General features: G+C 69.6%; 22 protein-coding genes. 8 read left to right on the top strand and 14 right to left on the bottom strand.

Annotation, left to right across the window (positions count from 1 at the left end; genetic code table 11):
- Window positions 1-48 precede the first annotated feature (48 nt).
- A complete protein-coding gene (locus C6N31_RS38490) occupies window positions 49-204 on the bottom strand; it encodes a hypothetical protein (protein ID WP_187145193.1) in 156 nt (51 codons plus the stop codon).
- A gap of 120 nt (window positions 205-324) precedes the next feature.
- On the bottom strand, window positions 325-969 hold the full coding sequence (locus C6N31_RS38485; protein ID WP_198359295.1) for a dihydrofolate reductase family protein: 645 nt from the start codon (window positions 967-969) through the stop codon (window positions 325-327).
- Between the two features lie 274 nt (window positions 970-1243).
- Between C6N31_RS38485 and C6N31_RS38480 the strand changes: the two genes are divergently transcribed.
- A complete protein-coding gene (locus tag C6N31_RS38480; RefSeq protein WP_164293296.1) occupies window positions 1244-1942 on the top strand; it encodes a 2-phosphosulfolactate phosphatase in 699 nt (232 codons plus the stop codon).
- A 279-nt stretch (window positions 1943-2221) separates the two neighbouring features.
- Here C6N31_RS38480 and C6N31_RS38475 read toward each other — a convergent pair whose 3' ends face one another.
- Both C6N31_RS38475 and C6N31_RS38470 read right to left on the bottom strand, forming a co-directional pair.
- Complete coding sequence (locus C6N31_RS38475; protein ID WP_198359293.1) at window positions 2222-2749, bottom strand: hypothetical protein; 528 nt, start codon at window positions 2747-2749, stop codon at window positions 2222-2224.
- Between the two features lie 155 nt (window positions 2750-2904).
- Window positions 2905-3306 (bottom strand): RidA family protein, encoded by a 402-nt coding sequence (locus C6N31_RS38470; RefSeq protein ID WP_138351921.1) that lies wholly within the window; start codon window positions 3304-3306, stop codon window positions 2905-2907.
- A gap of 95 nt (window positions 3307-3401) precedes the next feature.
- Between C6N31_RS38470 and C6N31_RS38465 the strand changes: the two genes are divergently transcribed.
- Both C6N31_RS38465 and C6N31_RS38460 read left to right on the top strand, forming a co-directional pair.
- Window positions 3402-4376 (top strand): helix-turn-helix transcriptional regulator, encoded by a 975-nt coding sequence (locus C6N31_RS38465; RefSeq protein ID WP_138351920.1) that lies wholly within the window; start codon window positions 3402-3404, stop codon window positions 4374-4376.
- Between the two features lie 147 nt (window positions 4377-4523).
- Entirely contained in the window at window positions 4524-5264 is a 741-nt protein-coding gene (locus C6N31_RS38460; RefSeq protein ID WP_138351919.1) for a class I SAM-dependent methyltransferase, read from the top strand.
- A gap of 40 nt (window positions 5265-5304) precedes the next feature.
- Here the strand turns inward: C6N31_RS38460 and C6N31_RS38455 are convergent, their stop codons facing one another.
- The 3 genes from C6N31_RS38455 to C6N31_RS38445 all read right to left on the bottom strand — a co-directional run bounded on the left by C6N31_RS38455 (window position 5305) and on the right by C6N31_RS38445 (window position 12327).
- Window positions 5305-5967, bottom strand: a complete 663-nt coding sequence (locus C6N31_RS38455; RefSeq protein ID WP_138351918.1) for a histone deacetylase — start codon at window positions 5965-5967, stop codon at window positions 5305-5307.
- 133 nt (window positions 5968-6100) lie between these two features.
- Complete coding sequence (locus C6N31_RS38450) at window positions 6101-9193, bottom strand: hypothetical protein (protein ID WP_198359291.1); 3093 nt, start codon at window positions 9191-9193, stop codon at window positions 6101-6103.
- On the bottom strand, window positions 9190-12327 hold the full coding sequence (locus C6N31_RS38445; protein ID WP_198359290.1) for a hypothetical protein: 3138 nt from the start codon (window positions 12325-12327) through the stop codon (window positions 9190-9192). The genes C6N31_RS38450 and C6N31_RS38445 overlap by 4 nt, the downstream gene beginning before the upstream one ends.
- A gap of 362 nt (window positions 12328-12689) precedes the next feature.
- On the opposite strand from C6N31_RS38445, the gene C6N31_RS38440 reads away from it, so the two are divergent.
- Both C6N31_RS38440 and C6N31_RS38435 read left to right on the top strand, forming a co-directional pair.
- Complete coding sequence (locus C6N31_RS38440) at window positions 12690-13232, top strand: matrixin family metalloprotease (protein WP_138351915.1); 543 nt, start codon at window positions 12690-12692, stop codon at window positions 13230-13232.
- Window positions 13233-13245: 13 nt separating this feature from the next.
- Window positions 13246-14265, top strand: coding sequence for a hypothetical protein (locus C6N31_RS38435; protein ID WP_138351914.1), 1020 nt, complete (start codon window positions 13246-13248; stop codon window positions 14263-14265).
- A gap of 137 nt (window positions 14266-14402) precedes the next feature.
- Here C6N31_RS38435 and C6N31_RS38430 read toward each other — a convergent pair whose 3' ends face one another.
- From C6N31_RS38430 to C6N31_RS38420, 3 genes are all read right to left on the bottom strand, one after another.
- Window positions 14403-14558: a hypothetical protein gene (locus C6N31_RS38430; protein WP_232486165.1), complete on the bottom strand. Its 156-nt coding sequence runs from the start codon at window positions 14556-14558 to the stop codon at window positions 14403-14405.
- Between the two features lie 609 nt (window positions 14559-15167).
- Complete coding sequence (locus tag C6N31_RS45350) at window positions 15168-15296, bottom strand: hypothetical protein (protein WP_269287075.1); 129 nt, start codon at window positions 15294-15296, stop codon at window positions 15168-15170.
- A gap of 6 nt (window positions 15297-15302) precedes the next feature.
- Complete coding sequence (locus C6N31_RS38420; protein WP_138351913.1) at window positions 15303-16190, bottom strand: helix-turn-helix transcriptional regulator; 888 nt, start codon at window positions 16188-16190, stop codon at window positions 15303-15305.
- 167 nt (window positions 16191-16357) lie between these two features.
- On the opposite strand from C6N31_RS38420, the gene C6N31_RS38415 reads away from it, so the two are divergent.
- Together C6N31_RS38415 and C6N31_RS38410 are read left to right on the top strand one after the other, a co-directional pair.
- A complete protein-coding gene (locus C6N31_RS38415) occupies window positions 16358-16573 on the top strand; it encodes a tautomerase family protein (RefSeq protein ID WP_138351912.1) in 216 nt (71 codons plus the stop codon).
- A 294-nt stretch (window positions 16574-16867) separates the two neighbouring features.
- The gene (locus C6N31_RS38410; protein ID WP_244809719.1) at window positions 16868-17533 is read left to right on the top strand and encodes a DsbA family protein; all 666 of its coding nucleotides are present in this window, start codon (window positions 16868-16870) and stop codon (window positions 17531-17533) included.
- Window positions 17534-17699: 166 nt separating this feature from the next.
- On the opposite strand, the gene C6N31_RS38405 is transcribed toward C6N31_RS38410, so the two are convergent.
- Entirely contained in the window at window positions 17700-18065 is a 366-nt protein-coding gene (locus tag C6N31_RS38405; protein WP_164293254.1) for a darcynin family protein, read from the bottom strand.
- A gap of 47 nt (window positions 18066-18112) precedes the next feature.
- Window positions 18113-19006, bottom strand: a complete 894-nt coding sequence (locus tag C6N31_RS38400) for an NAD(P)H-binding protein (protein ID WP_198359288.1) — start codon at window positions 19004-19006, stop codon at window positions 18113-18115.
- A 104-nt stretch (window positions 19007-19110) separates the two neighbouring features.
- On the opposite strand from C6N31_RS38400, the gene C6N31_RS38395 reads away from it, so the two are divergent.
- Window positions 19111-20064, top strand: a complete 954-nt coding sequence (locus C6N31_RS38395) for a LysR family transcriptional regulator (RefSeq protein WP_381586650.1) — start codon at window positions 19111-19113, stop codon at window positions 20062-20064.
- 18 nt (window positions 20065-20082) lie between these two features.
- On the opposite strand, the gene C6N31_RS38390 is transcribed toward C6N31_RS38395, so the two are convergent.
- Window positions 20083-20553 carry a hypothetical protein gene (locus C6N31_RS38390; RefSeq protein WP_138351909.1) on the bottom strand — a complete coding sequence of 157 codons (471 nt, stop codon included), beginning with the start codon at window positions 20551-20553 and terminating at the stop codon, window positions 20083-20085.
- Between the two features lie 262 nt (window positions 20554-20815).
- Entirely contained in the window at window positions 20816-21490 is a 675-nt protein-coding gene (lepB, locus tag C6N31_RS38385; RefSeq protein WP_187145194.1) for a signal peptidase I, read from the bottom strand.
- Window positions 21491-21580: the final 90 nt, after the last annotated feature.

Genomic DNA, 21580 nt, shown 5'->3' with positions numbered 1-21580 from the left:
GACCCAAAGCCGCCTAATCACACCCGGCCAACGTTCCTGGACAACGCACTAGCCGCCCACCTGGGTGGTCACTTTAGCGAAGTAGGGCCAGCCGTCCACTTCGAGATTCTGCACCGATGACCGCATCTCCAGAATGGGCGCTGCGGCGTCGGTCAGGCGCCTGACCGTTTCCGGCCGGCAGCCTTTTTGAAACGACTCAGCCACCCACTCCAGGTCATTTGCCGGACTCGGCCCGGTGCGCCAGAGCCGGTCGGAGCATGGTGTGGCGGCGGTGAACGGGCGGATCCACCGCCGACGACACGGATGCACCTGGCGCCGGAGGCTTCAGCTGTCGCGCCCGGCACCGCGATCGGGTGCGCTCATGTCCCCCGTCCCGGGCGTGCCGTCGGCGCGGCCGTAGCGCAGGTAGACGGTGCCCTTCGGGCTGGCGACCGGCGGTTCGAGGAGGGTGACGTTCGTGGGCACCGCACCGCCGTCGAACACTTTCTTCCCGTCGCCGAGCACGATCGGGTGCACCCAGAGGTCGAGCCGGTCGAAGAGCTGCTCGCGCAGAAGGGTCTGCACCAGGTTCAGACTCCCGACGACCCTCACGTGCTCGTGCCGATCGCGGATCTCGCGCACCGCGCCGGCCAGATCCGGGCCGAGCTGCGTGGACCCGGCCCACGAGAGGTCGGGCTTGCCACGGGAGGCCACGTACTTCGGGACACGGTTGAAGAGCGTGGCGAACTCGGTCTCCTCGGCGCCCTTCTGGTGCGGCCAGTAGGCGGCGAAGATGTCATACGTCCGCCGGCCGAGCAGGAGGGCGTCCGTGCCCTCGTACGCGGCATCGACCTGCGCCCCGGCGACCTCGTCCATCAGAGGCGCCTGCCAGCCGCCGAACGGGAATCCCTCCGGGTCCTCGTCGGGGCCGCCGGGCGCCTGCCCGACGAGGTCGAGGGTGGTGAACAGCTCAATATGGATGAGACCCATGTCTTGCTCCCGATGAATCGGTTGTACCGGTCGAAAGGTAGACCGGCGGGCGCCCGCAGACTCATCGGCGCGACGGCAACCGGTACGCATCGGCGACGCGGTCCACCGGACGACGCAGCCGTGGGCAACGGCGGTGCCCGCGGTGCTGCACCACGGGACACCTGCGGTGCACGCGGTGCGGTGTCACCTGGTGTCCGGGTCAATCCCTGAGCTCACCGCATTGCAGCCGGAGCAATCGTGCTCTCCGGATGATCCCGGGCGGCAGAATGGTGCGATGGACCATCGTTTCGTCGGCATCCCGGAGTTGACCGGCGTTCCCCGTGTTGCTGTCGTCATCGACGTCATGCGCGCCTTCACCGTGGCTGCCTGGGCCTTTTCGCGTGGCGTCGAGAGGATCGTCCTGGCCTCCACGGAGAGTGAGGCACTCACCTTGAAGGAGAGCCACTCGGGTTGGCTGGCGTTGAAGGACGGGGCTCCAGCGGCGGGCTTCGACGCGGTGAACTCACCCGGCCTGCTCAGGTCACGTGATTTCGCCGGCCGCACGCTGGTGCAGAAGACGACGGCGGGCACCGTGGGAGCGCTGGCTGTCGCGAACGCACCGCTGGTCCTGTGCGCGAGCTTCGTCGTGGCCGGCCCGACCGCGCGGTTCCTGCGGACCACGGACTCCGGCCCGGTGACGTTCGTCGTGACCGGCGAAGAAGGCCGGGCCGACGAGGACCTGGCCTGCGCCGAATACATCGGCCACTCCATGGCCGCAGGCGAGGTCGACGCGGCTCCGTATCTCCACCGCGCGAGGACCTCTCGTGCCGCGGCCGATCTTGCCGCTGGGCTGCGGAGCGGATACCACCCGGACGACGTCGATCTCTGCTTGGAGATCGACAGGTTCCCTTTTGCGATGGTGGCTCGCCAGGAAGAGTCCCTCACAGTGCTCCGGCCCGTTGCCGTGCCTGACCTCCCATCCCGTATCCACTGACCGGCCGACCGTGGTGTCCTCCTACCGTGGTCGCGCTTCCGTTGCGGTCGGCGGTGGCTCGGCATGGCCCCCGGTCCCGAGCTGCCGACACCGGCCGGCTGCAGACCGCGCTGCGCACCTGGCTCGGCCCCTCGACCTGAGCAGGACCGGTTCACCACCGCCGAGGGGCGCTGGTGAACCTCCGCCCGGAACCTGCGATGGGTGTTCTTCGATCGCCGAGTCATTCCTGACCAGGCTGCGAGACCGGAGGTGGCCGGGTCAGGCGTGATGGGCGCTGCGTCAGGTTCCGTCGGTGATGTACCAGTCGTTCTTGAGGTACTCCAGGGTGTAGTTGCCGAGGTCGCTCTCGGAGAAGGTGCCGGAGGGCCTGACCGATTCGACCGGCATCTCGATCTTGTCGGGCGTGCGCACGGAGACGCGCTGCGGGTCGACCGTTGCGGTTCGCAGGATCTTCTTCTGCGCGGGCGAGATCATCTGGAACACGGTGACGTACGTCGACGTGCACGGGCCGAAGCCCTTCTCCTCCGCCTTCTTCGCGCCGGGGCCGGCCACTTCGCAGACCGTGTGAATGTCCTCACGGCCGAGGGCGTGGAGGTACTGCTCGTACCGCTGGATCGCGCGCTCTTTCGTTTTGGGCGCGGGCTGAGCGCCGGTCGGGGTTGCCGACGGCACGTTCGTCCGCGTGGACGTGGACGGCTGCGAAGGCTTCGTGTCCGTGTTCTCCTTCGACTTCTCCGGGCCGCACGCGCACGCCACCATCGCCACACAGGCCGATACCGCCACGCTCACCATCGTTCGCGCTCTCATCGGGTCCCCTCACCAGCCGACTACACACCATGAGGTCACGCAGGAACCGAGGGAACGGTTCCCGAGCAGGTCCAGGAGTCGTGATCGGTGCCGCGCGCGTCGCCGTCCCGGCCCGCGACGAGGAACGCGGGACGGAACAGCACGCCGGCGGCGAGTCAGCGCCGGGCGGCGAGAGCCTCGACCTCGAACAGCACGTCGGGTGTTGCCAGGCTCGCGACACCTATGAGGGTTTGCGTGGGCGGTTTCGCACCCCAGCCCTTCTGCACGGCCCCGGCGATCGGCCCGAGCTTGCTGACATCGTGGTCCACCACATACGTCCTGAGCTGGACGACGTGGCTGAGGTCGAGCCCATGGGCGGCGAGGGCGACGCCGATGTTGTGAAACGTCCGCTGCACCTGCTCGGTGAAATCGGTCGAGACGACCGCGCCGTCCGGGCCCGATCCGTACTGACCCGAGACAAGCACCAGTTCCGTACCGGCGGGGACGGTGGCGGTGTGGCTGTAGCCGAACGGGACCGGGTCGTGCAAGCCGTCCGGATTGACCATGACGTGTGCCATGAGGGTCACCTCTCGCGTGCGATGGGCCTGTGTCGTGCTGAAGCCTCCCAACGAATCACGACACCGTGTGTCGTGTATTCCGATAGCGTTTTCGTGTGCGCGCCGATCGGTTGGTCTCGCTGGTGCTGCTGCTGCGGCAGCACGGTCGGCTGTCCGCGGCCGCACTGGCCGGCCGGCTGGAGGTGTCCACCCGCACCGTGCTGCGCGACATCGATGCGCTGTCCGCAGCCGGTGTCCCGGTCTACGCCGAACGCGGTCGGCACGGCGGGTTCGAGTTGCTGCCCGGTTTCCGGACCGAGCTCACCGGCCTGAACCACGACGAGGCACTTGCTCTGCTGGTTGCCGGATCGCGGCGCGGCGCACAGGCATTCGGGCTCGGCCCGGCGCTCGCTTCGGCCATGCGCAAGGTGGTCGACGCGCTCCCGGAGAGCTATCAGGCCACTGCGGCCGGCGCGGCTCAGCGATTGCTCATCGACCCGGAGACCGACGTCCTCTCGCGCCGGCTGGTCACCGAGGAGGCGCCCGACCCCGTGGTGACCGAGATCCGGCGCGCGGTGTTCGCCGGACACAAGCTGCGCATCCACTACGCGGCCGTGGACCAGACCCCCAAGTGGCGCACGGTGGACCCGATCGGCCTGGTCACCGTGCGCGAGCAGGGCTACTTGCTGGCCACGAGATCCGGCGCGGACCGCACCTACCGGCTGTCCCGGGTCCTGGCCGCCGAGGAACTCGCCGAACCGGCACAGCGCCCGGAGCGCGTCGACCTGGACCAGGCCTGGCAGGAACGCAGCCTGCAGTTCCGGACCGGCGGCGACCAAGTCACCGTGCTGGTACGGATGAACCCGGCGCGGCGGGAGGAACTAGTGGGCACCGCGCTGGCCGTCCTCGCCGAGGAAGCCGAGACGGACGGCCGGCTGCGGCTGGAGGTGACCTTCCAGGATTCGCGACACGCCGAATGGGCGCTGTGGCACCTCGGCACGAACGCGGAAGCCCTCACCCCGCAGTGGCTGCGCGACTCCCTGCGCAACCGCGCCGCCGAGATCGCCACTCTTTACAGAACATCGTCCTGAGAGAAAGGCCGGGACGGTGTCCGCATCTTTGGATCTTCTGCCAATACGGCTGTCCTGCGGGGCGGGGGGAGAGTGTCCGCCAGGGGGTGCGGCGGTTCCTGGGGAACGGGCCGGCCACGGACATGAAGCGCGGGAGAGGACAGCACGATGAGCACGCAGCTGTACGACGAGATCGGTGAGGCGTTCGAGGGCTTCAAAACCCTGCCGCTGGCGCAGTACGGGGAGGTGCCCAGCTTCCTGGCGATGGTCGGGGACGTGCGCGGAAGGTCGGTCCTCGACCTGGCGTCCGGGACCGGCTTCTACAGCAGGGAATTCAAGCGGCGTGGCGCCGCAGAGGTGTTGGGAGTGGACATCTCCGGTGAGATGGTGGCCGCAGCGCAGGCGCTGGAGGACGGCGAACCGCTGGGCGTGCGCTACGAGGTGGGCGATGTGGCCGAGCTGCGCGCCTTCGAACAGCGCTTCGACATCGCGGTTGCGGTCCAGTTGTTCAACTACGCCGAGGACGTCGCCACGATCGAGCGGATGTGTCGCAACATCCACCGCAGCCTGATGGACGGGGCCGAGTTCTTCGTCTTCATGCAGAGCCCCGAGTTCCGTTTCGACGGGCCGCCCCTGGACAGGTACGGGTTCCGCTGCGAATCGGCCGGCGAGGTATCCGATCTCGGGCCGCGAGTAAGGATCACCGCGTTGCTCGACCCGCCGATCTCGTTCGTCGCCACCCCGCCCCACCGCGAGGTCTACGAGAATTCTCTGCAGGCGGCCGGATTCACCGAGTTGACCTGGGTACCGCTGACGGTTTCCGATGCCGGTGTGGCCAAGTTCGGTGAGGAGTTCTGGTCGGACCTCGCCGGCAATCCTCCGCTGACCATGCTGCGCTGCCGCGCCTGACGATCGTCCCACCCGGCCCGCCCGGCAGGGCCGTTGCGGCTCATGGGGTCAGCAGGTCGGCGATCTGGTGGGCGCTCCAGTGTCCTGCGGCGCCTGGGCAGGCTTGCAGGTAGGCGGAGATGGCGGGCACGTCCCAGGCTCCGGTCTCCAGGAGTCCGTGGGCCAGGTGCCGCAGGTAGGCGGCGGAGGGCGGTGTCCAGTCGGCTTCGTCGACCGTCCACGGGGCTGTGAACGTGAGCAGGGGAAGGCCGTCGAGCGATCCGGGGCATACCAGCGTCTCGTAGCGGCCGTGCCCCAGCGTGGCCACGCCGGAGCGCAGGACCTCGGTGAGGTCGAGGTCTGTTCCCGGTTCGCGGTACATCTCCTGCGCGGCGATGTCGGAGAACTGTCCGGCGGTCACCAGGTGGGCGCGGGCGTACACGTGCCCGGTTGCGTGGGGATCGTAGAAGGCCCGGCCGCCGGACCACACCGGGGACTCGGTGGCGAAGTACAGCGCGCCGGTGAGTTCCACGGGAACGGAGAGCGCCGGCGGCCGGCTGTCCCGGCAGCCGGGGTAGCTGCGGGACGCTCCGGGAGGCTGTCCGCCGCCGAGGTAGGACATCAAGCGGTTCATGTGCATGTTGGAGCCGTAGGAGGCGTACCAGACCTGCGCGGGTGCGGCGTCTTCGGGCCGTACCGGCTGCAGGCGGCGTGCCGTCGTCACATCAACCGCCTCAGGATGCTCAAACGCCAGGTGGCTGGCAGAGCCGGACTCGCGCTACTGCGCCAGCGGGTCCTGCTCGCAGGGGCCCACCCTATTTGGATCCCGGCCGGGCGGCGGTCCCGGAGCGCGGGCCTCACGGGAGCGGTGCTGGGAAGCCGAGCACGTAGTCGGCGAACACCACGCGCTCGGCCAGCTCGCCGGTGCTCGGCGAGGCGCCGGGCTGTTCGACCTCCCGTACGTAGATCCTCAGTTTGTCGCCGGTCGGCGGGATGGCAAGGGGAGGTAGCGGCGTGTTGAGGGTCCCGGTCACCACGGCTCCCGGAGCCCGTACCCACGTCGTCGCACCGACCGCGCCGTCGAGGCTGGTGAGCGCCCCCTGCCCGGACGGGCTCTGTTCCATGAGCACCTGGACGACGTTCGGCTGGGGGCCGGTCGGGCCGGTCCCGTCGAGCTGCACGTGCAGTTCGGTCCCCTGGCGTTGCACGGTCAGCGTCCGGTCCGGCAGGGTGGCGACCACGTCGGTGTCGACGGAGGCGGACGTGTCCAGACCGGGGAGGCTGCTCGGCTGGTGCCTGGCCACGGTGAGCCGGACGAAGGGGGCGTAGGACTCGGTCGGCGGCAGTTCCACGTCGGCGTACCAGCTCTCTCCCGCCTGCCACACCTCATGCAAGGTCGTGCCGGCGACCGACGCGGCCGATTCGGGTGTGCTCCAGATCGGGTCGCGGCCCAGGAGCGTCTGCTGGACGGCCAGGCGCTCCCCCTGGCCGGTGGTGTACCAGGGGCGGGCCAGCTCGACCTGCAACCGCCCGCCCAGCCGGGTCCGTCGGAAGTCGTCCCACTGCGCCGCGCCGGGAGTCGGTGGGCCCGTCTGCCAGTTGAAGGCGGGCCGCAGGCCCAGCACGACCGGTGGGATCGGCCGGGCGGTGCTGGGCACGTCGACGGCCGGCAGTGCGGTCGAGGCCAGGAAGTTCGCGTCGGGCTCGTCATCGGCGAAGTACTTCCGGAACCGGGACGTTCCGGTTCCGGTGTAGATGACCATGCGGTGCTTGGTGTCGCCGAACTCGTGGCGCAGCGGCGGCAGGTCCTCGTCGGTGGGGTGCATGGTGATCGTCTGGACGGCGGCTGTGCCCGGGGTCGGCGCGGGGGCGTCGTCCCACTCGTCCCAGGCGGCGGTGAGGTACACCTGGGCGGTGCTCGGCGGGTCGAGTTCGAGCCGCGGAGTGGAGGGCACGAGGGTGGTCCAGGTCTGCCCTGGCTGCCGCACCGCCTGGAGCGTGCCGGTCGGATCGCGCAGCGGCTTGCGCACTGCGTGGACGAGCGCGATCTCCCGGGTGGGTGTGACCATCGGGTGCCGTCCGCCGCTGGCGGCGCTTTCGTTGCCGGGCTCCAGCCACTGGCGGATGGCGAACCTGTCCAGGAAGTCGTCGGGCAGGTAGGAGGAGAGTTCCGCGGTGATCTGCTCGGCCTGGCTCAGGCTGACCGTCGCCACCCCGTCACCGGCGCTCCAGGTGAGCTGTGGCTGTCCGCCCGTGGCCCGTTCGACCAGGGTGAGGGTCTTCGTCTTCCGCATCGGCCAGGGTCCTTGCCAGGGGCGGCGGGCGGTGACCGGGACCGGCAGCGCGAGATGGACCACGACGCCTGCGGAAGCGGGGTCCGTGGGCTGCTGGGCCGCCGCCCAGGTCTGGGCGTCGTCGCCATCGAGCATGCCATGCTGCTCGGCGAGCGCCAGGGTGGTGTTCGGGACGGTCAGGGTGAGTGCGGTGGCGGCGGTCGCGTAGCGCGGGTTGGCGGCGAGGAACTGCTCCGCGCTCATGTCCCGGTCGCTGCGGATGACCAGTTCCATGCCGCTCAGTTCGGGTGGTGGCACCGGTTCGAACCTGGTGTACACCACGAGGGAGCTCATGAAGCGGTCCGCCGCCGGATCGTCGGCCGACAGGCCTCCGCCGGCCAGGTCGGCGACGCGGGCCCGTACTTCGTAGCTGTGGCCGAACCGGAGCTCGGGCAGGCTGCCGGGTTCGATGTCGAAGGTCCAGTCCAGCGGGCCGGCCGACTGCCGGGCGCGCGGGGATCCGGGCGGGGGCAGCACCAGGCTCCACCCGGACCACCGGGCGACGATCTCGTCGGCCTGCAGCTGGTCACCGTTCCCGGTCGCCGCGTACGGCTTGACGTGCCCTTCCTCGATCTCGGGGCCGAGGTCGACGCCACCGGCGCGGTAGGTGGCCACGCGGCGGCAGAGCGGCGCCCACTGACCGTCCTTGGGCCGGATGTCGATGCGGTAGCCGAGGAGCAGCTCGTCGGCGTTGAACGTGGCCAGTGCCATGTCGCTGCCGGGCGCCGCGTGGGATGCCGCGCGCGCGTGCCGGTCGTCGAAGTCCGCCTGCCGGTCGCGGCGGACGAGCATGAGCCCGGTCGAGCGCAGGTGCGGCAGGCTGCTGCGATCGCTGCGGGCCGCCTGGCGAAGTCTGGTCACGGCTCCGTCCACGTCGAAGGTGGTGATCTCCCAGCGGGCCTTGCTCCCGGAACCGGTCAGGTCGGCGGAGCGCAGATCGAGCATGCCGGTGGTGAGGTCCCCGGCGGAGGCGGGGAGGAACAGGTGGCCGTCGAACTCGTAGTTGGTGGCCGGGGAGACCAGCGAGGTCAGGCCGGGCGCGCCGATGCTCACCGTGCCGGTCGGGCCGAGTTCGCCGACCGGTAGCGTCAGCTCGACGATCAAACCGAGTGCGTGGAGCACCGCGGGATGCTCGCGCAGCCGTGCCACCTGCTGGTGGAAGTCCAGTTCTGGGGCGGGCGGCGGAGGTCCCTCCGGTACGCGTGAGGGCGTCTCGTGGTCCCAGGACTCGAGCTGGGTGGCGACGTCGTCCGGGGCCTTGGCCGTTGTCGCGTAGGTGTCGATGACCGCGCCCGCGTCCGCCGACGTCGTTTCCACGGAGGTCCCCTGGAACGTGTGCGGGGCGTACGGCCGGACGGGCAGGCCGCCGAGCAGTGCCTGCCAGACCTCGCTCCTGGCCTCGTTGAGGCGGCCCGGCGTGATCGTTTTGACCGTGCCCGCGTTCCGCAGCGTGATCTGGATCGGAATGCCGGGCAGGCGCCTGGGCCAGTCGGCGAGTTCGCTGGCCGTCAGCGGCCCCTTGAGCCGGGGATGGATGGCCAGCCGTAGCACTGCCAGGCCCGCGTTCACCCGGCCGCCGGGGAGTGCCGTCCACACCGTGGAGTCGCCGTTGGTCATGGCTGCCCCGCCTTCCTGAAAGCGCGCCGGTACTCCTGCCAGGCGGCCAGTCCGGTCTCCGCCCCGTCCGCCGGACCCAGGGGAGGGGCCGGACCCACCATCGGGCTGTGCGATGGTGCGTCGCCGCTGATCCGGTACTCGCCGGTGTCCACGGTCACCGAGTCGGAGTAGAAGGTCAGGTCGATGCTGACCACCAGGGTCGCCCGGCCGATCAGCGCGTTGGTGGCGCGCTGATAGCTGAGGGTGATCACGACCTCCAGCGAGACCGAGATCAGACCGAGGATGTCGACCCCGCCCCCGAAGCGCAGATAGCCGCTGAGCTGGGCATCGCCGCCGACGAGCTCGTACCGGACGCCACCGAGGACGTGTACCTCGGCCTTGGCGATGCCGATGCCGATCGAGGCCGACGCGCCGAACTCCAGCGCGGCCTCGAACCTGGTCAGTTTGTTGTCGGTGATGGCCAGATCGACATAGCCTCCTCCGCCGAAGAGCAGCACGTTCAGCGCGAACGGGTTCGCGCGGCTGGCGAAGGCCAGCTGGACCGTCAGCGGGGCGCCGTCCAGCGGGACGGTGACGCCGAGCCGGAAGAGGATGTTGCGCAGGCTGAACCCGACGGTGGTGACTTCGGGAATGGGCAGCGAGTACCCGACGGAGATCTGTTGGGGCGTCACCGCGATGTCGGGTACGACCGGGCCCAGTTGCACCTTGGCCAGGAGCTCCTTGAGCAGATTCAGCGGGCCGGCGACGTCCAGGGTGACGCCGTGGACCTCCAGCCGGGGCGGCCGGTCGTCCTCCTGGGTGTAGGTCATGGAGCCGATGCCGACGTCCAGCAGCCCGAGTTGGAGCGTGAAGTCGTTGATCACGCAGCTGGTGGTGAGGTGGTCCGGCGAGCGGACGACGGTGAGGTTAAGCGTCGTCAAGGGACCGGCCTTGAACGGTGCGAGGTCCTTGAGGACGACGTTCTGCCAGGTCATCCTCGCCGAGTTGGGCGGAATGAGCGTGATCTCCGGTGGCGCGTCCAGGCTCGGGGCGAGGTCCTTGAGCGAGAGGCCGAGGATCCGCGCGGTGTCTCCGAACACCCGGGCCGCGCTGAGCTTCCCGGCCGCGTCCTTGAGCAGGCCCGCCTGGGCCACCGGGCCGTACAACCGGGAGATGGCATCGGCGGCGAACGACGGGGTGACCAGAGCGCCCGCCCGTCCCGCGAAGTCGGCGCCGTAGGAGCTGCCGGCCTCGAACAACAGTGGCAGTGGCTCGGCCGCACCGACGTCGAGGAAGTTGTCGTTGAACGTGAGCGGGATCAGCTTGTCGGGATCCCCCAGGAGCGTCCGCAGCGCGGGCAGCGCGGCCGTCAGCCGTTCGATCTGCGGATGGAAGCTCTCGCCGAATGCTGTTCCGACAATGGTCACCTCGTGCACCTCGTGCACATCGGCCGGTTTCGGGTCGTGTGCCCTGACGAGGTCGATCGGTACTCCGGGCAGCGGCACGGTGGCCCGGTCGTAGGCCGTCCGCAACTGCTCGGCCACGTCGGCATCGGTCAACGAGCGGAACCCCGGCAGATCCGGTGTCGGATCCAGCGTGAAGTCCGCCACGAAGATCAGTGGCAGGTCGAAGGACACATCACCTGCCGGGCCACGGCCACGGACCGGGAACTGGACCGGCGGCGTGAAGAACAGCCTGAACGACTGTGTCGCCAGCGCCTCGAGCTCGGTGACGTGGGCCTGGGCCGCGTCGATCTGGGGCTGCAGGTCGAGGAACTCGACGGCGGGCCCGAAGCCTTCCTGCGCCAGTTCGTTGACATCCCGGACGCGGTGACCCTGGGCGTCCAGGACCTGGGCCAACCGATCGATCTCGGCCTGGAGTTGCTGAGCCCGTTGGGAGAGTTGGAACACCACCTGATTGGGCAGCGTGGGAATGTTGCGGAGTTCCTGGGAGAGTTCCGAGGCCTGCGCGAACAGATCGGCGAGCTCCGGTGACTCCGGATCCGCGATCTGCAGCTGGTCGATCCGGTTCTGGATGTCGCTGAGCTGGTTGGAGATCTGGTTCGCGGCGTCCCGGTTGACCTGGTCGTCGGCGAGTTGTTGCTGAATGCCGGCCAGCTCTGCCCAGGCGTCGCTCAGCTGGGACACCTCCGGCGTTCCGAGTTCCTCCGGCGGGCGGAACCGGTGACCCTCCAGATCCACCTGGGCTGCCAGATCGGCGGACCGCGACCGTAGTCCATCGAGCTCGTCGCGCACCTCGGTGAGCATCGGAACGGGCCGGACGTAGTTCTGCCAGACCGGATCGGGCAGGTCGTCGTACCAGAGCGTGGTCAGCTCGAAGGCGTCGAACGGAAACTTGCGGTGGACCGGGTTGTCGCCGGTCGAGAACCGGACCGGCTCGGTGACGGCCAGCGTTCTTCGCTGCCGGAGCGCGGCCGGCCCGTCGCCGATCCCCCGTTCGGTCAGCACGGTGAGGACCGCCCGGTGCCCGAGCGGGTAGAGCACACCCTCGGTCGCGATGCGCACCCTCTGGTCGCGTCCGACCGCGACGTTCTGCTCCCACTGGAACGTGCCCCAGTCGCCACGCGCGGTCAGTGCCCCGCCGAGTGAGGTCAGTTCCAGACGCTGGACATCGGGGAGCTTTCGCTGGCTCTCCGCCACGATCCGCGCCCGGTCAGGACCGTCCACCGGGGTGAGGAACCCCAGGTTGACGCCCGGCCGGGCATCGGCGGGGCGTACTTGCCCGGCGGACAGGCGAGTACGCCACAGGCCGACGTCCGCGGTGGGGTTCGACCGCAGCGCCTGGGCCGGATGATCGCTGGTCGCGGCGGCCGCAGGCGACAGCAGGAGCCCCCATGGCAGTTCGATCGCGGTCTGCTCCTGGACCTCCGCCGTGCCGAGGGCCTCCAGGAACCCGTCCACCGTCAGGTCGATCACGGTCCCCACGGCCACCCGGTAGACGACCTGGCTGGTTCCCGACAGCTGCGCCCGGGCCAGACCGTTGCCGGTGACCTCCTCGGCCAGGTGCTGCGGCGGGAAGAGAGCCGTCACCAGGGCGGGCTCGGACACCGCTCGGAGGCGCGATCCGTCCAGCTGGAAACCGGACCAGTCGACGCCGAGAACCACGAGATCATCGGGTCGTACGAGCAAGAGCATGGCGGGCCTGCTCTCCGTCAATGAACTGAGAACTGTGCTCGGGAGAGGAACCGGCTGAACGCGGGGGGCTACCGGCACTCGGCCTGGTTCCAGGGTTGCACCGGGATGGACCCTCCGCATGCGCGGATGTGCGATGGACGCAAGAGATGAAGTGGCATGGCCGATCTGTGGTCTTGAGGTGTTGGAGTCACCACCGAGTTGCAGACATGCGGAAGCCGCGTGACGGTGGGACAAGAACTCCGCGCGGTCACGTGCACGCTTGCGGAAGGTGCAACGGAAGCCCTCGAGGCGTGGTGGGGGAGCATCTGCGCGCCATGCCGCGGTTTCCTCGCGACGCTCGAGTTTCTGACCAGGGAGGCGCGATGCCGCACGTCGCGGTCAATCTCATCTACGTGGGCTGGGAGAACTTCACAACCGATGACCTGGCGGTCGTGGACGCGGCCTGCTGGGCGACCCGCCAGGTCTATTGGCAGATCGGGTTCGACATGTTCGGCTTCGACGCCTACTCCATTGGAGTGACCGACGCTCAAGGATATTCGTACATCGACAGCGATTCGGAAGCCCAGTGGCTGACGTCCGAGTGGACCATTCCCGGAAACGCTGTCGACGTCTTCCTGGTGAAGAGCTACGTCGGTCCGACAGCCGGCCTCTCGCCGGTCAAGGGCACGTGCAACAAGTACGAGACCTGGCCGAGCATGACCGGCGCGGTCGTGGAACTGGTCGGGCCCGCCACCAACGGCGTCATGCCGCACGAGATCGGCCATTACCTCGGTCTGGATCACGACGGTGATCCGGCCAACCTGATGTACAGGTCCGTGGATGCCGGGGGCTTCACCAGCGTGCCGCTCCTCACTTTCGGCCAGAGCCTCACGATCGCCCAGCACTGCTTCACCACCCTGCCGTGAGGAGTTGACCGTCATGATGTACCTCGACGTCCCTGCCGAGCGGCTGCAGCGCGACACGATGGCCGCCGCGCTCCGGGGTGCCACCGCGGTGATGACGGCAGGGGAGGCCGTGAGCGTCCTGTCGAATGCCGCAGTCGACGTGCCGGAACGTGATGACCTCCTGGACGAGACCGTGGCCGCGGACGACGTCGCCGACACCGTCCGTGGCGCCGCCCTGCGGGCCCTGGCCAGGACGGCGCCCGACCGCGCTGTCGCGGCGGCTCGCAACGTGCGCGATCCGGGCGAGCAGGTCGCTCTCGCCGCCATCGCGACTCTGGGCCGGCTGGGCGGACCGGCCGACGCGGCAGCAGTCGCGCGGCTCGCCGGCGGCACCGCGGTGACTCCGGTTGTCGTCGCCCGGGCCGACTTCGCCCGGACACTGCTCGCGCACCGCTTCGGCCTGAAGAATCAGGGCGAACCACCGTCGCTCGATCTGGTGGCGGAGCCGGGATCGACGGCGGACGCCTTCGTGTCGAACGCGACCGGCGTGACGGGTGCATCGGCCATTCTCGCGGCCGTGCGCGACTGGGCGCCCGAGGTCTCGGGGGAGACCCACGTCGTTCTGGCCATCGCCTGCCGGGAGCAACTGATCCATCTCGTCCTCCGCCGCGAACTTCTGGATGCCCAGGGCCGCACCGGCCTCCTGGCGGCGCCCGCGGTGCTCGGCTTCGTCGTGAGTCCGAACCCGGAGCACGGCAACCCGGGCGTCGCTCTTCTCGTCCTCTCCCAGCCCACGGCAGTCGGCCTTGCGCTGAAGGCGACCCGGACAACCGGCGAACCGGTGTACTCGGGAACCGCGGAGCCCACGGCGAACTCCGCCGGCCTGGCCGCGGACCTGTACGCCGTCCGCCGTCCCGGCGCTCCCGCCTGCCACATCCGCGGCCTTGTCTCCGAAACGGGGATCGAGGTCTTCGGCCGCTCCGGACACACCGCCGCGATCCCGCCCCGCGTGCCCGAACGCCGCCCGGAGGGCGACCCGAGCAAGAGGTCGTAGACCGTCCGGAACAGCGCTGACGACTCCTGGCAGAGTGCGTTCGCGCCGCTCACCACCGAGCCGATGAGCACACCGCCTGTCCGGGCTCGGATCCGGCTGAGTCGGTTTCCTACTTGTTCTCGCCGGGCTTGCCGGTGTTAGCCGTCGCTCGGGGTGTCGCCGCCGGCCTTGGCCGGGTCCTGGCCAGGGGAGGCGGGGACGGTGGCGCCGGGTTCGGTGTGGTTGCCGTCGTCGCCGGACTTCCCGGTGGTGCCGGTCCGGTTGAGCTGGAAGGCGAAGAGGAATGCGGCCACGGCGAGGGTGGCGGTGATCCAGATGGTGATGCGGCGCCTGTGAACTTCCGGTGGTGAGTGCGGGCGTTGGAAGGGACCGGGGGGCGGGGGTCTACCAGGCGAAGTCTTCGGTGTGGATGGTGTCGCGGCGGGCTCCGGCGCCGCGTGCGGCCTTGCGGACCGCGGTGAGCCAGGTGGGCGGGCCACAGACGTAGATGTCGCAGTGGGCGATGTCGGGGACGAGGTCTTGGAGGGCCTGGGTCGTCGCTGACGTGGGTGGGGCCGGCGGCCTGCCAGGAGGTGTCGGCGCGGCGGGAGCCGGGCAGGAAGATCAGCTCGATGCCGCGGTGGGCGGCGAGGGCGCGGAGTTCGTCCGCGAAGACGGCGTGTTGGGTCCTGCTGCAGCGGTAGATGAGGGTGGCTTCGCCGGGGGAGTAGGGGGTGTCCTCGAGGAGGGCACGCAGGGGGGTGATACCGATGCCGGCGGCGATCAGGAGCATGCGGGGCTGTGCGCGTTGCAGGGCGGTCAGGGTGCCGTACGGGCCTTCGACCAGGACCCGGGTACCCGGCTGCAGCCGTGCGGCGCGTTCGCTGCCGTCGCCGGCGGCCTTGACGGTGATGCGCAGCCGGTCAGGGGGTGGGTGCGGCGGACAGGGCGTACGGGTTGCAGCGGGACCAGCCGGGGCCGCCGAGCGCGACGGCTACGCCACCATCGAGGTTGACGGGCCTGCCGCAACGGGCGGTTCCGGGCCATGTCATCCGCACTCAGCTCGCGGGGACGCCGCCTTCGGCGCGGGAGGCACTCTCGGTCGCCGCCATGTCCTGCGTGCCGATGACGCCGAGCAGCGCAAGCTGAGCGGCACCCTCGGTACCGGGCGGGGCAGTGAACCACAACAGGCGCTGGCGGCCGTCCTCGCTGAACAGACTGTGGCAGTCCAACTCGATGACGCCCAGCGTGGGGTGCACGATGCGCTTGTGATCGGTGCGGCGCAGGCCGACGTCGTGGGTGTCCCACAGGGCAGCGAATTCCGCGCTGCGCCGCCGCAGTGCGGCCGTCATTCCGGCGACCTCGGGGTCGCGGCTCCGGCGGGCGGCGACGGCGTGCAGGTCGGCGACGAAGACCCGTGAGTGGTGCGGATGGTCCTCGGGCGGGTAGACCGCGCGGGCGGCCGGATCGGTGAACCAGCGGTACGCGAAGCCGGTGGCCGGGCCACGCGGTTCCGGAGCCCGGCCCAGCAGGGCCGCGGCCAACTCGTTCTGGACGAGGGTCTCGTGCAGGTCGGTGATGACCTGAGCCGGGGTGGTGGCCAGCCGGTCCAGCAGCCCGAGCAGGGCGGGCTGGACGTGCCGCCCGGTCGCGGCGGGACCCGATGCGGGCAGCGGGCGGTCGGCGAGATGGAACAGGTGGTCGCGCTGGTCGCCGCCCAGCCGCAGCGCCCGGGCGAGGGCGGCCAGCGTCTGGGACGAGGGCTGGGCGCCGCGTCCGCGCTCCAACTCGGTGTAGTAGTCGGCCGACAGGCCCGCCAGTTGCGCGACTTCCTCGCGCCGCAAGCCCGGCACCCGGCGCCGGGGCCCGGCGGGCAGGCCGACGTCGGCCGGCCGGATCCGATCACGCCGGGACCTGAGGAACGCCGCAAGCTCGGGAAGGTTCACCCGCTCATCGTCGCCTCTCCGGCGGGGTCCGAGCCAGGGGCTGGTGACCCCTGGGTGGGCTCAGCCCTGGCCGGAGCAGGCGACCAGGACGGATGGTTGCCGCATCGGGGTCGGCCTCCTGCTCGTTGTGAGCAGGTCCGGCGCCCCCCGCACGAAAAGAGAGCACCATGCCTTTCGCGAACTTCAAGGTCCCCGCCGGCACCCTCACCGCAGAGCAGAAGGAGCAGATCATCACGCGCACCACCGACCTGTACGCCGAGGTCTTCGGCGACCGCGCCCGGGCCACCACCCTCGTACTGGTCGAAGAGGTCGCCGACGCCGGATGGGGTATCGGCGGCGGTGTCCTGACGCTTGCCAAGATCGGGCAGACGCCGCAGGAGTGAAGGCCTGGCGGCCGGTGGTCGTCCGCAGCGCGGCCGCATTCACCCGTCCCGGCCCCGGACCGCGCGGCCCAGGGACACGGCTCGGCGAATCCATCTGTACGGGCCTGGTGCCGGAGTATTGGTGTCGGCATGTGTCGCACGCATGATCTATCCTCCTGAGGACCTGGGGAGGGATCTGTGCTGGTGACGCATGGTGTGAGGAGACGGCTGGCCGCGGCCGTTCTGGTGGCCGTCGTGGGATGGTCGTCGACGGGCTGCGCTGGGGGAGGCAGCCGTTCGGAGCCGGCACCCGTCGTGGAGCAGACCATCGCAACGGGGTCGAAGGACTCCGCTGCAGGTCTGAAGTACCTGCCCGAGAAGCTCGGCGCGGACGGCATCACGATCACTGTCGGAGATCCTGGCGCGCCGGTGACGGTGCTCCTTTACGAGGATCCGCGGTGCCCGGTCTGTGAGGAGTTCGAACTCACCGGCGCCGGACCGGCATTGCAGGCCTTGACGGTGCAGCGTGATGTGAAGACCCAGTACGTGCTGGCGTCCTTCCTCGATGAGAGGCTGGGAGGCAGCGGCTCGAAGAAGGCGGTCAATGCGTTGCGGGCGGCGCTGGACGCGGGCAAGTTCGCCGAGTATCACGCGGTGCTCTACCAGAATCAGCCCGAGGAGTCCGTCGACGGCTACACCGACGCGTTTCTCCTGCAACAGGCCACGAAGGTCGCGGGTCTGCGCAGTCCGGCCTTCGACTCGGCCGTCAAAACGATGAAGTACCGCGCCTTCGTCAGCGCCTCCCAAACGGCATATGACGCGGCCACTCCTGACCACCGCGGACCGGGTACGCCCACCGGCGTGATCAACGGAAGGCGGATCCCCGAGGCCTACTCCGGCGTCCTCTTCGAGCCCTCGACGTTCCGCATGTTGATGCGAGCGGTACAGCAGGATCCCGCAGCCTGGCTGACCCTGAAGTAGACGGTGCTTCGTCGCCCGGCGGGCGTGGGGCCGCCCCCAACGAACGCGTCGGCGCGCGCGGACAGGCGCGCATGGGCCGCCTCTTGGGAGGCGGCCCATGAGCGGTTCGGTTTCCGTGCCGCTTCCTTAGCGGACACCGGCCCGGTCGCGTGGAGCGGGCGGTGTGTCAGGTCGTGATGGTGGCGACCGCGTCGAGGCCGTAGGTGCGGGCGTAGCCGTTCTCGGTGCCGACGAGCAGGTCGACGACCTCGAAGTAGCGGTCCCAGAACGGAGTCTCCCGCAGCGCGTCGATGAGGAGCTGGTAGGCGTGGTGATCGTCTGCTTCCCAGACCCAGACATCGGTGACGCGTGCGGAGTAGAACTCGGTGTCGTAGAAGCGTGACCGGACGCCGGTGGTTTTGGCCTCGATCGCGGGGACGACCTGGGTGGTGAAGGCGTCCACCCGCTCCTGGACGGTCAGGGCAAGCCATTCAGGTGTGGTCTTGACGAGCAGGAAAGCGGTCACCGGTGCTTCGGCTTCCTCAGTGGGCATGACGGGTCCTTCCCAAGTGGCAGGGGGTCTCGATGTGATGGCCCGGTTCAGGACAGGACGGCGGGCTTGAGGGTCCGGGCGCACACCTGCTCGAAGGTGGTGGGAGAGGCGGTGTCCGGGGTACGGGTGACGCCGGCGTCGAGACCGTTGTCCTTGGCCTGCTTCATGTCGACGATGCCCTGGACGAATTCCTCGTTGAGGCCGTAGCCGACGAGGGTGCTGTGCAGCTCGTCGAGCGACTGGCGCTCGTAGCGGACGGGGCGGCCCAGCTGCTCGGTCATGATGCGGGCCAGGTCGTTGGGTGACAGGTCCTGGGGCCCGAGAACCGGGACGTCGGCGACGTCGGTCCAGGAGCGGTCCAGCAGCAGGCGGGCGGCGACGGCGGCGATGTCGGCGACGGCGACGAGGGGGGCCTTGCGGTCGGCGTCCAGGACGTCGGTGAAGACGCCCTTCTCGCGGATCGAGTCGGCCTCCTCCAGGAAGTTCTCGAAGAAGGAGGGGTTGGCCAGGGCCCGGTAGGAGACACCGGTTTTCGCGATGAGGTCGTCCACGGCGAGGGAGACGGTGACGAGTCCGGCGCGGTCGGCGACCGGAGTGCCGCGGCCGAGCGCGGAGACGCCGACGACGTGTCCGACGCCGTGGGCGGCGAGCGCCTCCGCGGCGGGGTCGGTGAAGCCGCAGTAGGCGTCCATCGGGGCCAGAGAGGAGTCCGGGGGGACGAGCCAGAAGACGGCGTCCGCGCCCTCGAAGGCCCGGTCGACGACCTCGGCGTCGCCGTGCGAGCCGATGACCACCTCGACGCGTTCGCGCACCGCGTCAGGGAGCCGGGCGGGGTCGCGCACGATCACCCGCAGTTCCTCCCCGTGGGTGGGGGCGGCCTCCAGCAGCAGGGGCAGCAGGTGGCGGCCGATGTTCCCCGTGGGAGCAGTGATGACGATCATGAAAACCTCGTAGGTCGTGCCGGATCGGTATGCCCTTCATCCTGCTGAGGACCACGGCAATGCCACAATGGGAACTTCGGCACGCAATCATTGCCTGAAATGGAATTACCCTGGTGAACAGCTCTGATCCGGTCATCGACGCCAACCTCGCCGTCGCGCTGGGCGCCCTGCTGACCGAGCAGAGCGTCACGCGCGCCGCCGCCCGCCTGCACACCTCCCCGGCGGCCATGAGTCGCACCCTCGCCCGTCTGCGCCGCATCCTCCAAGATCCGCTTCTGGTCCGGGCAGGGCAGACCATGGTCCCCACTCCGCGCGCCCAGGCCCTGCGCGACGAGGCCGCTGTGGTGGTGCGCAGCCTGGAAGCACTGCTCGCCCCCGGCACCGTTGTCGATCCCGCCACCTTGCGCAGCACCTTCACTCTCCAGGCCGCCGACCTGGTCGGTGCGGCGCTGGCCTCCGGCCTGCTGCTACTGGCCCGGCAAGAGGCGCCGGGTATCTCCTTGCGTTTCCGGGCCGAGGAGTTGGAGGCTGAGCCGGCCCTCCGAGACGGCCGGATCGACCTGGAGATCGGATCCATCGACCACGTCGATCCCGAAACCCGGGTCGAAAAGCTGGTCACCCTGCGGATGGTGGCCGCCGTCCGGCCCGGTCACCCCCTGACCGAGGGACCCCTGACCCCGGCCCGGCTCGCTGCCGCCGACCATGTCGCGGTCAGCCGACGCGGCCGGTTCACCGGTCCCCTCGACACCGCCCTGGCCGAGCACGACCTGCGCCGGCGGGTGGCTGTTGTCCTCCCCAGCCATCTGGCCGCGATGGCCCTTGCCGCCCGCAGCGACGTCGTCTGCCTGGTCCCCGCAGCGCTCCCCGGAGCGACCCCCTCACCCCTCACCGCCGACGCCACTGCCCTCGGCCTGCACCTGCTCGATATCCCCTTGCCTCTGCCGCCACTGACCATCGGCATGGCCTGGCATCCCCGCCAGGCAGCCGACGGAGCCCACCACTGGCTCCGCGACGCCGTCCGCCGGACTCTTCGCGCACCAGGAGGTTCGACCGCCTGACGTCTGCGACGGTCGGCGTCAAAGGCACTCGGGGGTCAGCCAAGTCCGCTCGTAGTTCACCCCGTTCACCGTGACCCGGCCAAAGAAGTGGACGCACTTCGTCGCCGCGCCGTACACGTCGATGAAGCCGGCGTAGTCGTTGTAGGTGCCCGAGTCGTACCAGGACGTCTGCCAGTCCCCGCGGCGAACGACGATCTCCATGTGATGCGCACCGGGGATTCCCTCGCCGGCCCGCGCGCAGTAGGTGCCGCCCTTGTAGGTGCCGTGGTACCAGATCTGCAGGTACCCGAGTTCCGTGGTGCCGTTGCGCAGGGTCACGTTCTTCCACGTTTGGCCCGGGCAGGAGTTGAACGGTCCGCCGTAGCCGGGCGGAGCGTCTGCCGGATCGGTCGCCGACGCGGCCGGCGCCTGCAGCAGGCTCGCGATCATCACGAGAATCCCCAGCACGAACGCCCTTCGCCTCGACGTCGGCCCTTTCAGAATCTTCATCTCGTTTCCCCGGTTCCGCTCGCACAGGTCGTCATGCCGGGCACAGGTCCCGACGATGACAGTCGGCGACCACCCGGACAAGGCGCGCGGCGCAGTTGGCAAAAACCCGCTTGCAACAACAGTTCGGATCGGTGAGTCGCCAACGTTGGCCGAGCCGGCACCGTGATGGCGTGGTGAGGACCGTGTGAACTCGGCCCCGCGCAGCACGGCGTGACACCATCCGTGTGCGGCACTGCCGCGTGTTGGCCTTGTTCGTCGCCGGTTACGGCCAGTCGTGCGGGACTGCGATGCCGCTCGGCGCGGGGACGATCCGGCGTCGCCCCTTGGCCCAGGCGATCACCGTGCCGATCAGCCCGGCCAGCGCGATGATCAGCCCGGCACCGAAGGACACCTCGTAAGGCATCAGCGCTCCGGCGCCGGTCGTCGTCCGGGCGGACACGGCGGAGGCGGGGACGGTTCCCTGCTCCATGTCGAGGTGGAAACGGGAGTCGAGGGAGTCGACGCGATTGTCGCCGAGCAGGAAGAGCCGCCCGGGAGGGACGATCACGTCGTAGTCGCGGAGCAGCCCGTTGGTCACCCCGTTGAGGACGTAGGGCTCGTCGAGCGGCTTGCCGTTCACCGTCACCTTGCCCTGCACGGCGCAGCTGGCCCGGTCCCCGCCGACACCGATCACTCGCTTGATGACGGATCCGGAAAATTTCCACTGCGGAATGTCGATCACGACCACGTCACCGCGTCGCACCTGGTTGCCTTCGATCCTTTCTGCGACGATTTTGCTGTCGTGTTCAAAGGTCGGCCGCATCGCGTCGCTCGGCTGGGAGAGCAACTGGATGTTCATTCGGAACGCGACGATGTCGCTCAACACCAGCAGCACCCCGGCCGCCAGTACGGCACACGAGACGATGAGAGCTTTCCGATTCGCTCTGCGAACGGGCACCGGCGACCGTGAACCCGCCGGATTCTCCATGTCGAACCTTCCCCCACACTCCCGATGGCCCCCGCTGATCGGACGGCACGGGAGCATCGT

This window comes from Streptomyces fildesensis, from assembly GCF_016107395.1.
In the GTDB taxonomy this organism is placed as follows: Bacteria; Actinomycetota; Actinomycetes; order Streptomycetales; family Streptomycetaceae; genus Actinacidiphila; species Actinacidiphila fildesensis.
This window is presented reverse-complemented; position numbering and strand designations above follow the sequence as displayed.

What these genes read in the sequence shown, in the direction of transcription:
- C6N31_RS38485 (WP_198359295.1), bottom strand. Translation starts at nt 969, where the DNA reads ATGGGTCTCATCCATATTGAGCTGTTCACCACCCTCGACCTCGTCGGG.
- C6N31_RS38480 (WP_164293296.1), top strand. Translation starts at nt 1,244, where the DNA reads ATGGACCATCGTTTCGTCGGCATCCCGGAGTTGACCGGCGTTCCCCGT.
- C6N31_RS38475 (WP_198359293.1), bottom strand. Translation starts at nt 2,749, where the DNA reads ATGAGAGCGCGAACGATGGTGAGCGTGGCGGTATCGGCCTGTGTGGCG.
- C6N31_RS38470 (WP_138351921.1), bottom strand. Translation starts at nt 3,306, where the DNA reads ATGGCACACGTCATGGTCAATCCGGACGGCTTGCACGACCCGGTCCCG.
- C6N31_RS38460 (WP_138351919.1), top strand. Translation starts at nt 4,524, where the DNA reads ATGAGCACGCAGCTGTACGACGAGATCGGTGAGGCGTTCGAGGGCTTC.
- C6N31_RS38450 (WP_198359291.1), bottom strand. Translation starts at nt 9,193, where the DNA reads ATGACCAACGGCGACTCCACGGTGTGGACGGCACTCCCCGGCGGCCGG.
- C6N31_RS38445 (WP_198359290.1), bottom strand. Translation starts at nt 12,327, where the DNA reads ATGCTCTTGCTCGTACGACCCGATGATCTCGTGGTTCTCGGCGTCGAC.
- C6N31_RS38440 (WP_138351915.1), top strand. Translation starts at nt 12,690, where the DNA reads ATGCCGCACGTCGCGGTCAATCTCATCTACGTGGGCTGGGAGAACTTC.
- C6N31_RS38435 (WP_138351914.1), top strand. Translation starts at nt 13,246, where the DNA reads ATGATGTACCTCGACGTCCCTGCCGAGCGGCTGCAGCGCGACACGATG.
- C6N31_RS45350 (WP_269287075.1), bottom strand. Translation starts at nt 15,296, where the DNA reads ATGACATGGCCCGGAACCGCCCGTTGCGGCAGGCCCGTCAACCTCGAT.
- C6N31_RS38415 (WP_138351912.1), top strand. Translation starts at nt 16,358, where the DNA reads ATGCCTTTCGCGAACTTCAAGGTCCCCGCCGGCACCCTCACCGCAGAG.
- C6N31_RS38405 (WP_164293254.1), bottom strand. Translation starts at nt 18,065, where the DNA reads ATGCCCACTGAGGAAGCCGAAGCACCGGTGACCGCTTTCCTGCTCGTC.
- C6N31_RS38400 (WP_198359288.1), bottom strand. Translation starts at nt 19,006, where the DNA reads ATGATCGTCATCACTGCTCCCACGGGGAACATCGGCCGCCACCTGCTG.
- C6N31_RS38390 (WP_138351909.1), bottom strand. Translation starts at nt 20,553, where the DNA reads ATGAAGATTCTGAAAGGGCCGACGTCGAGGCGAAGGGCGTTCGTGCTG.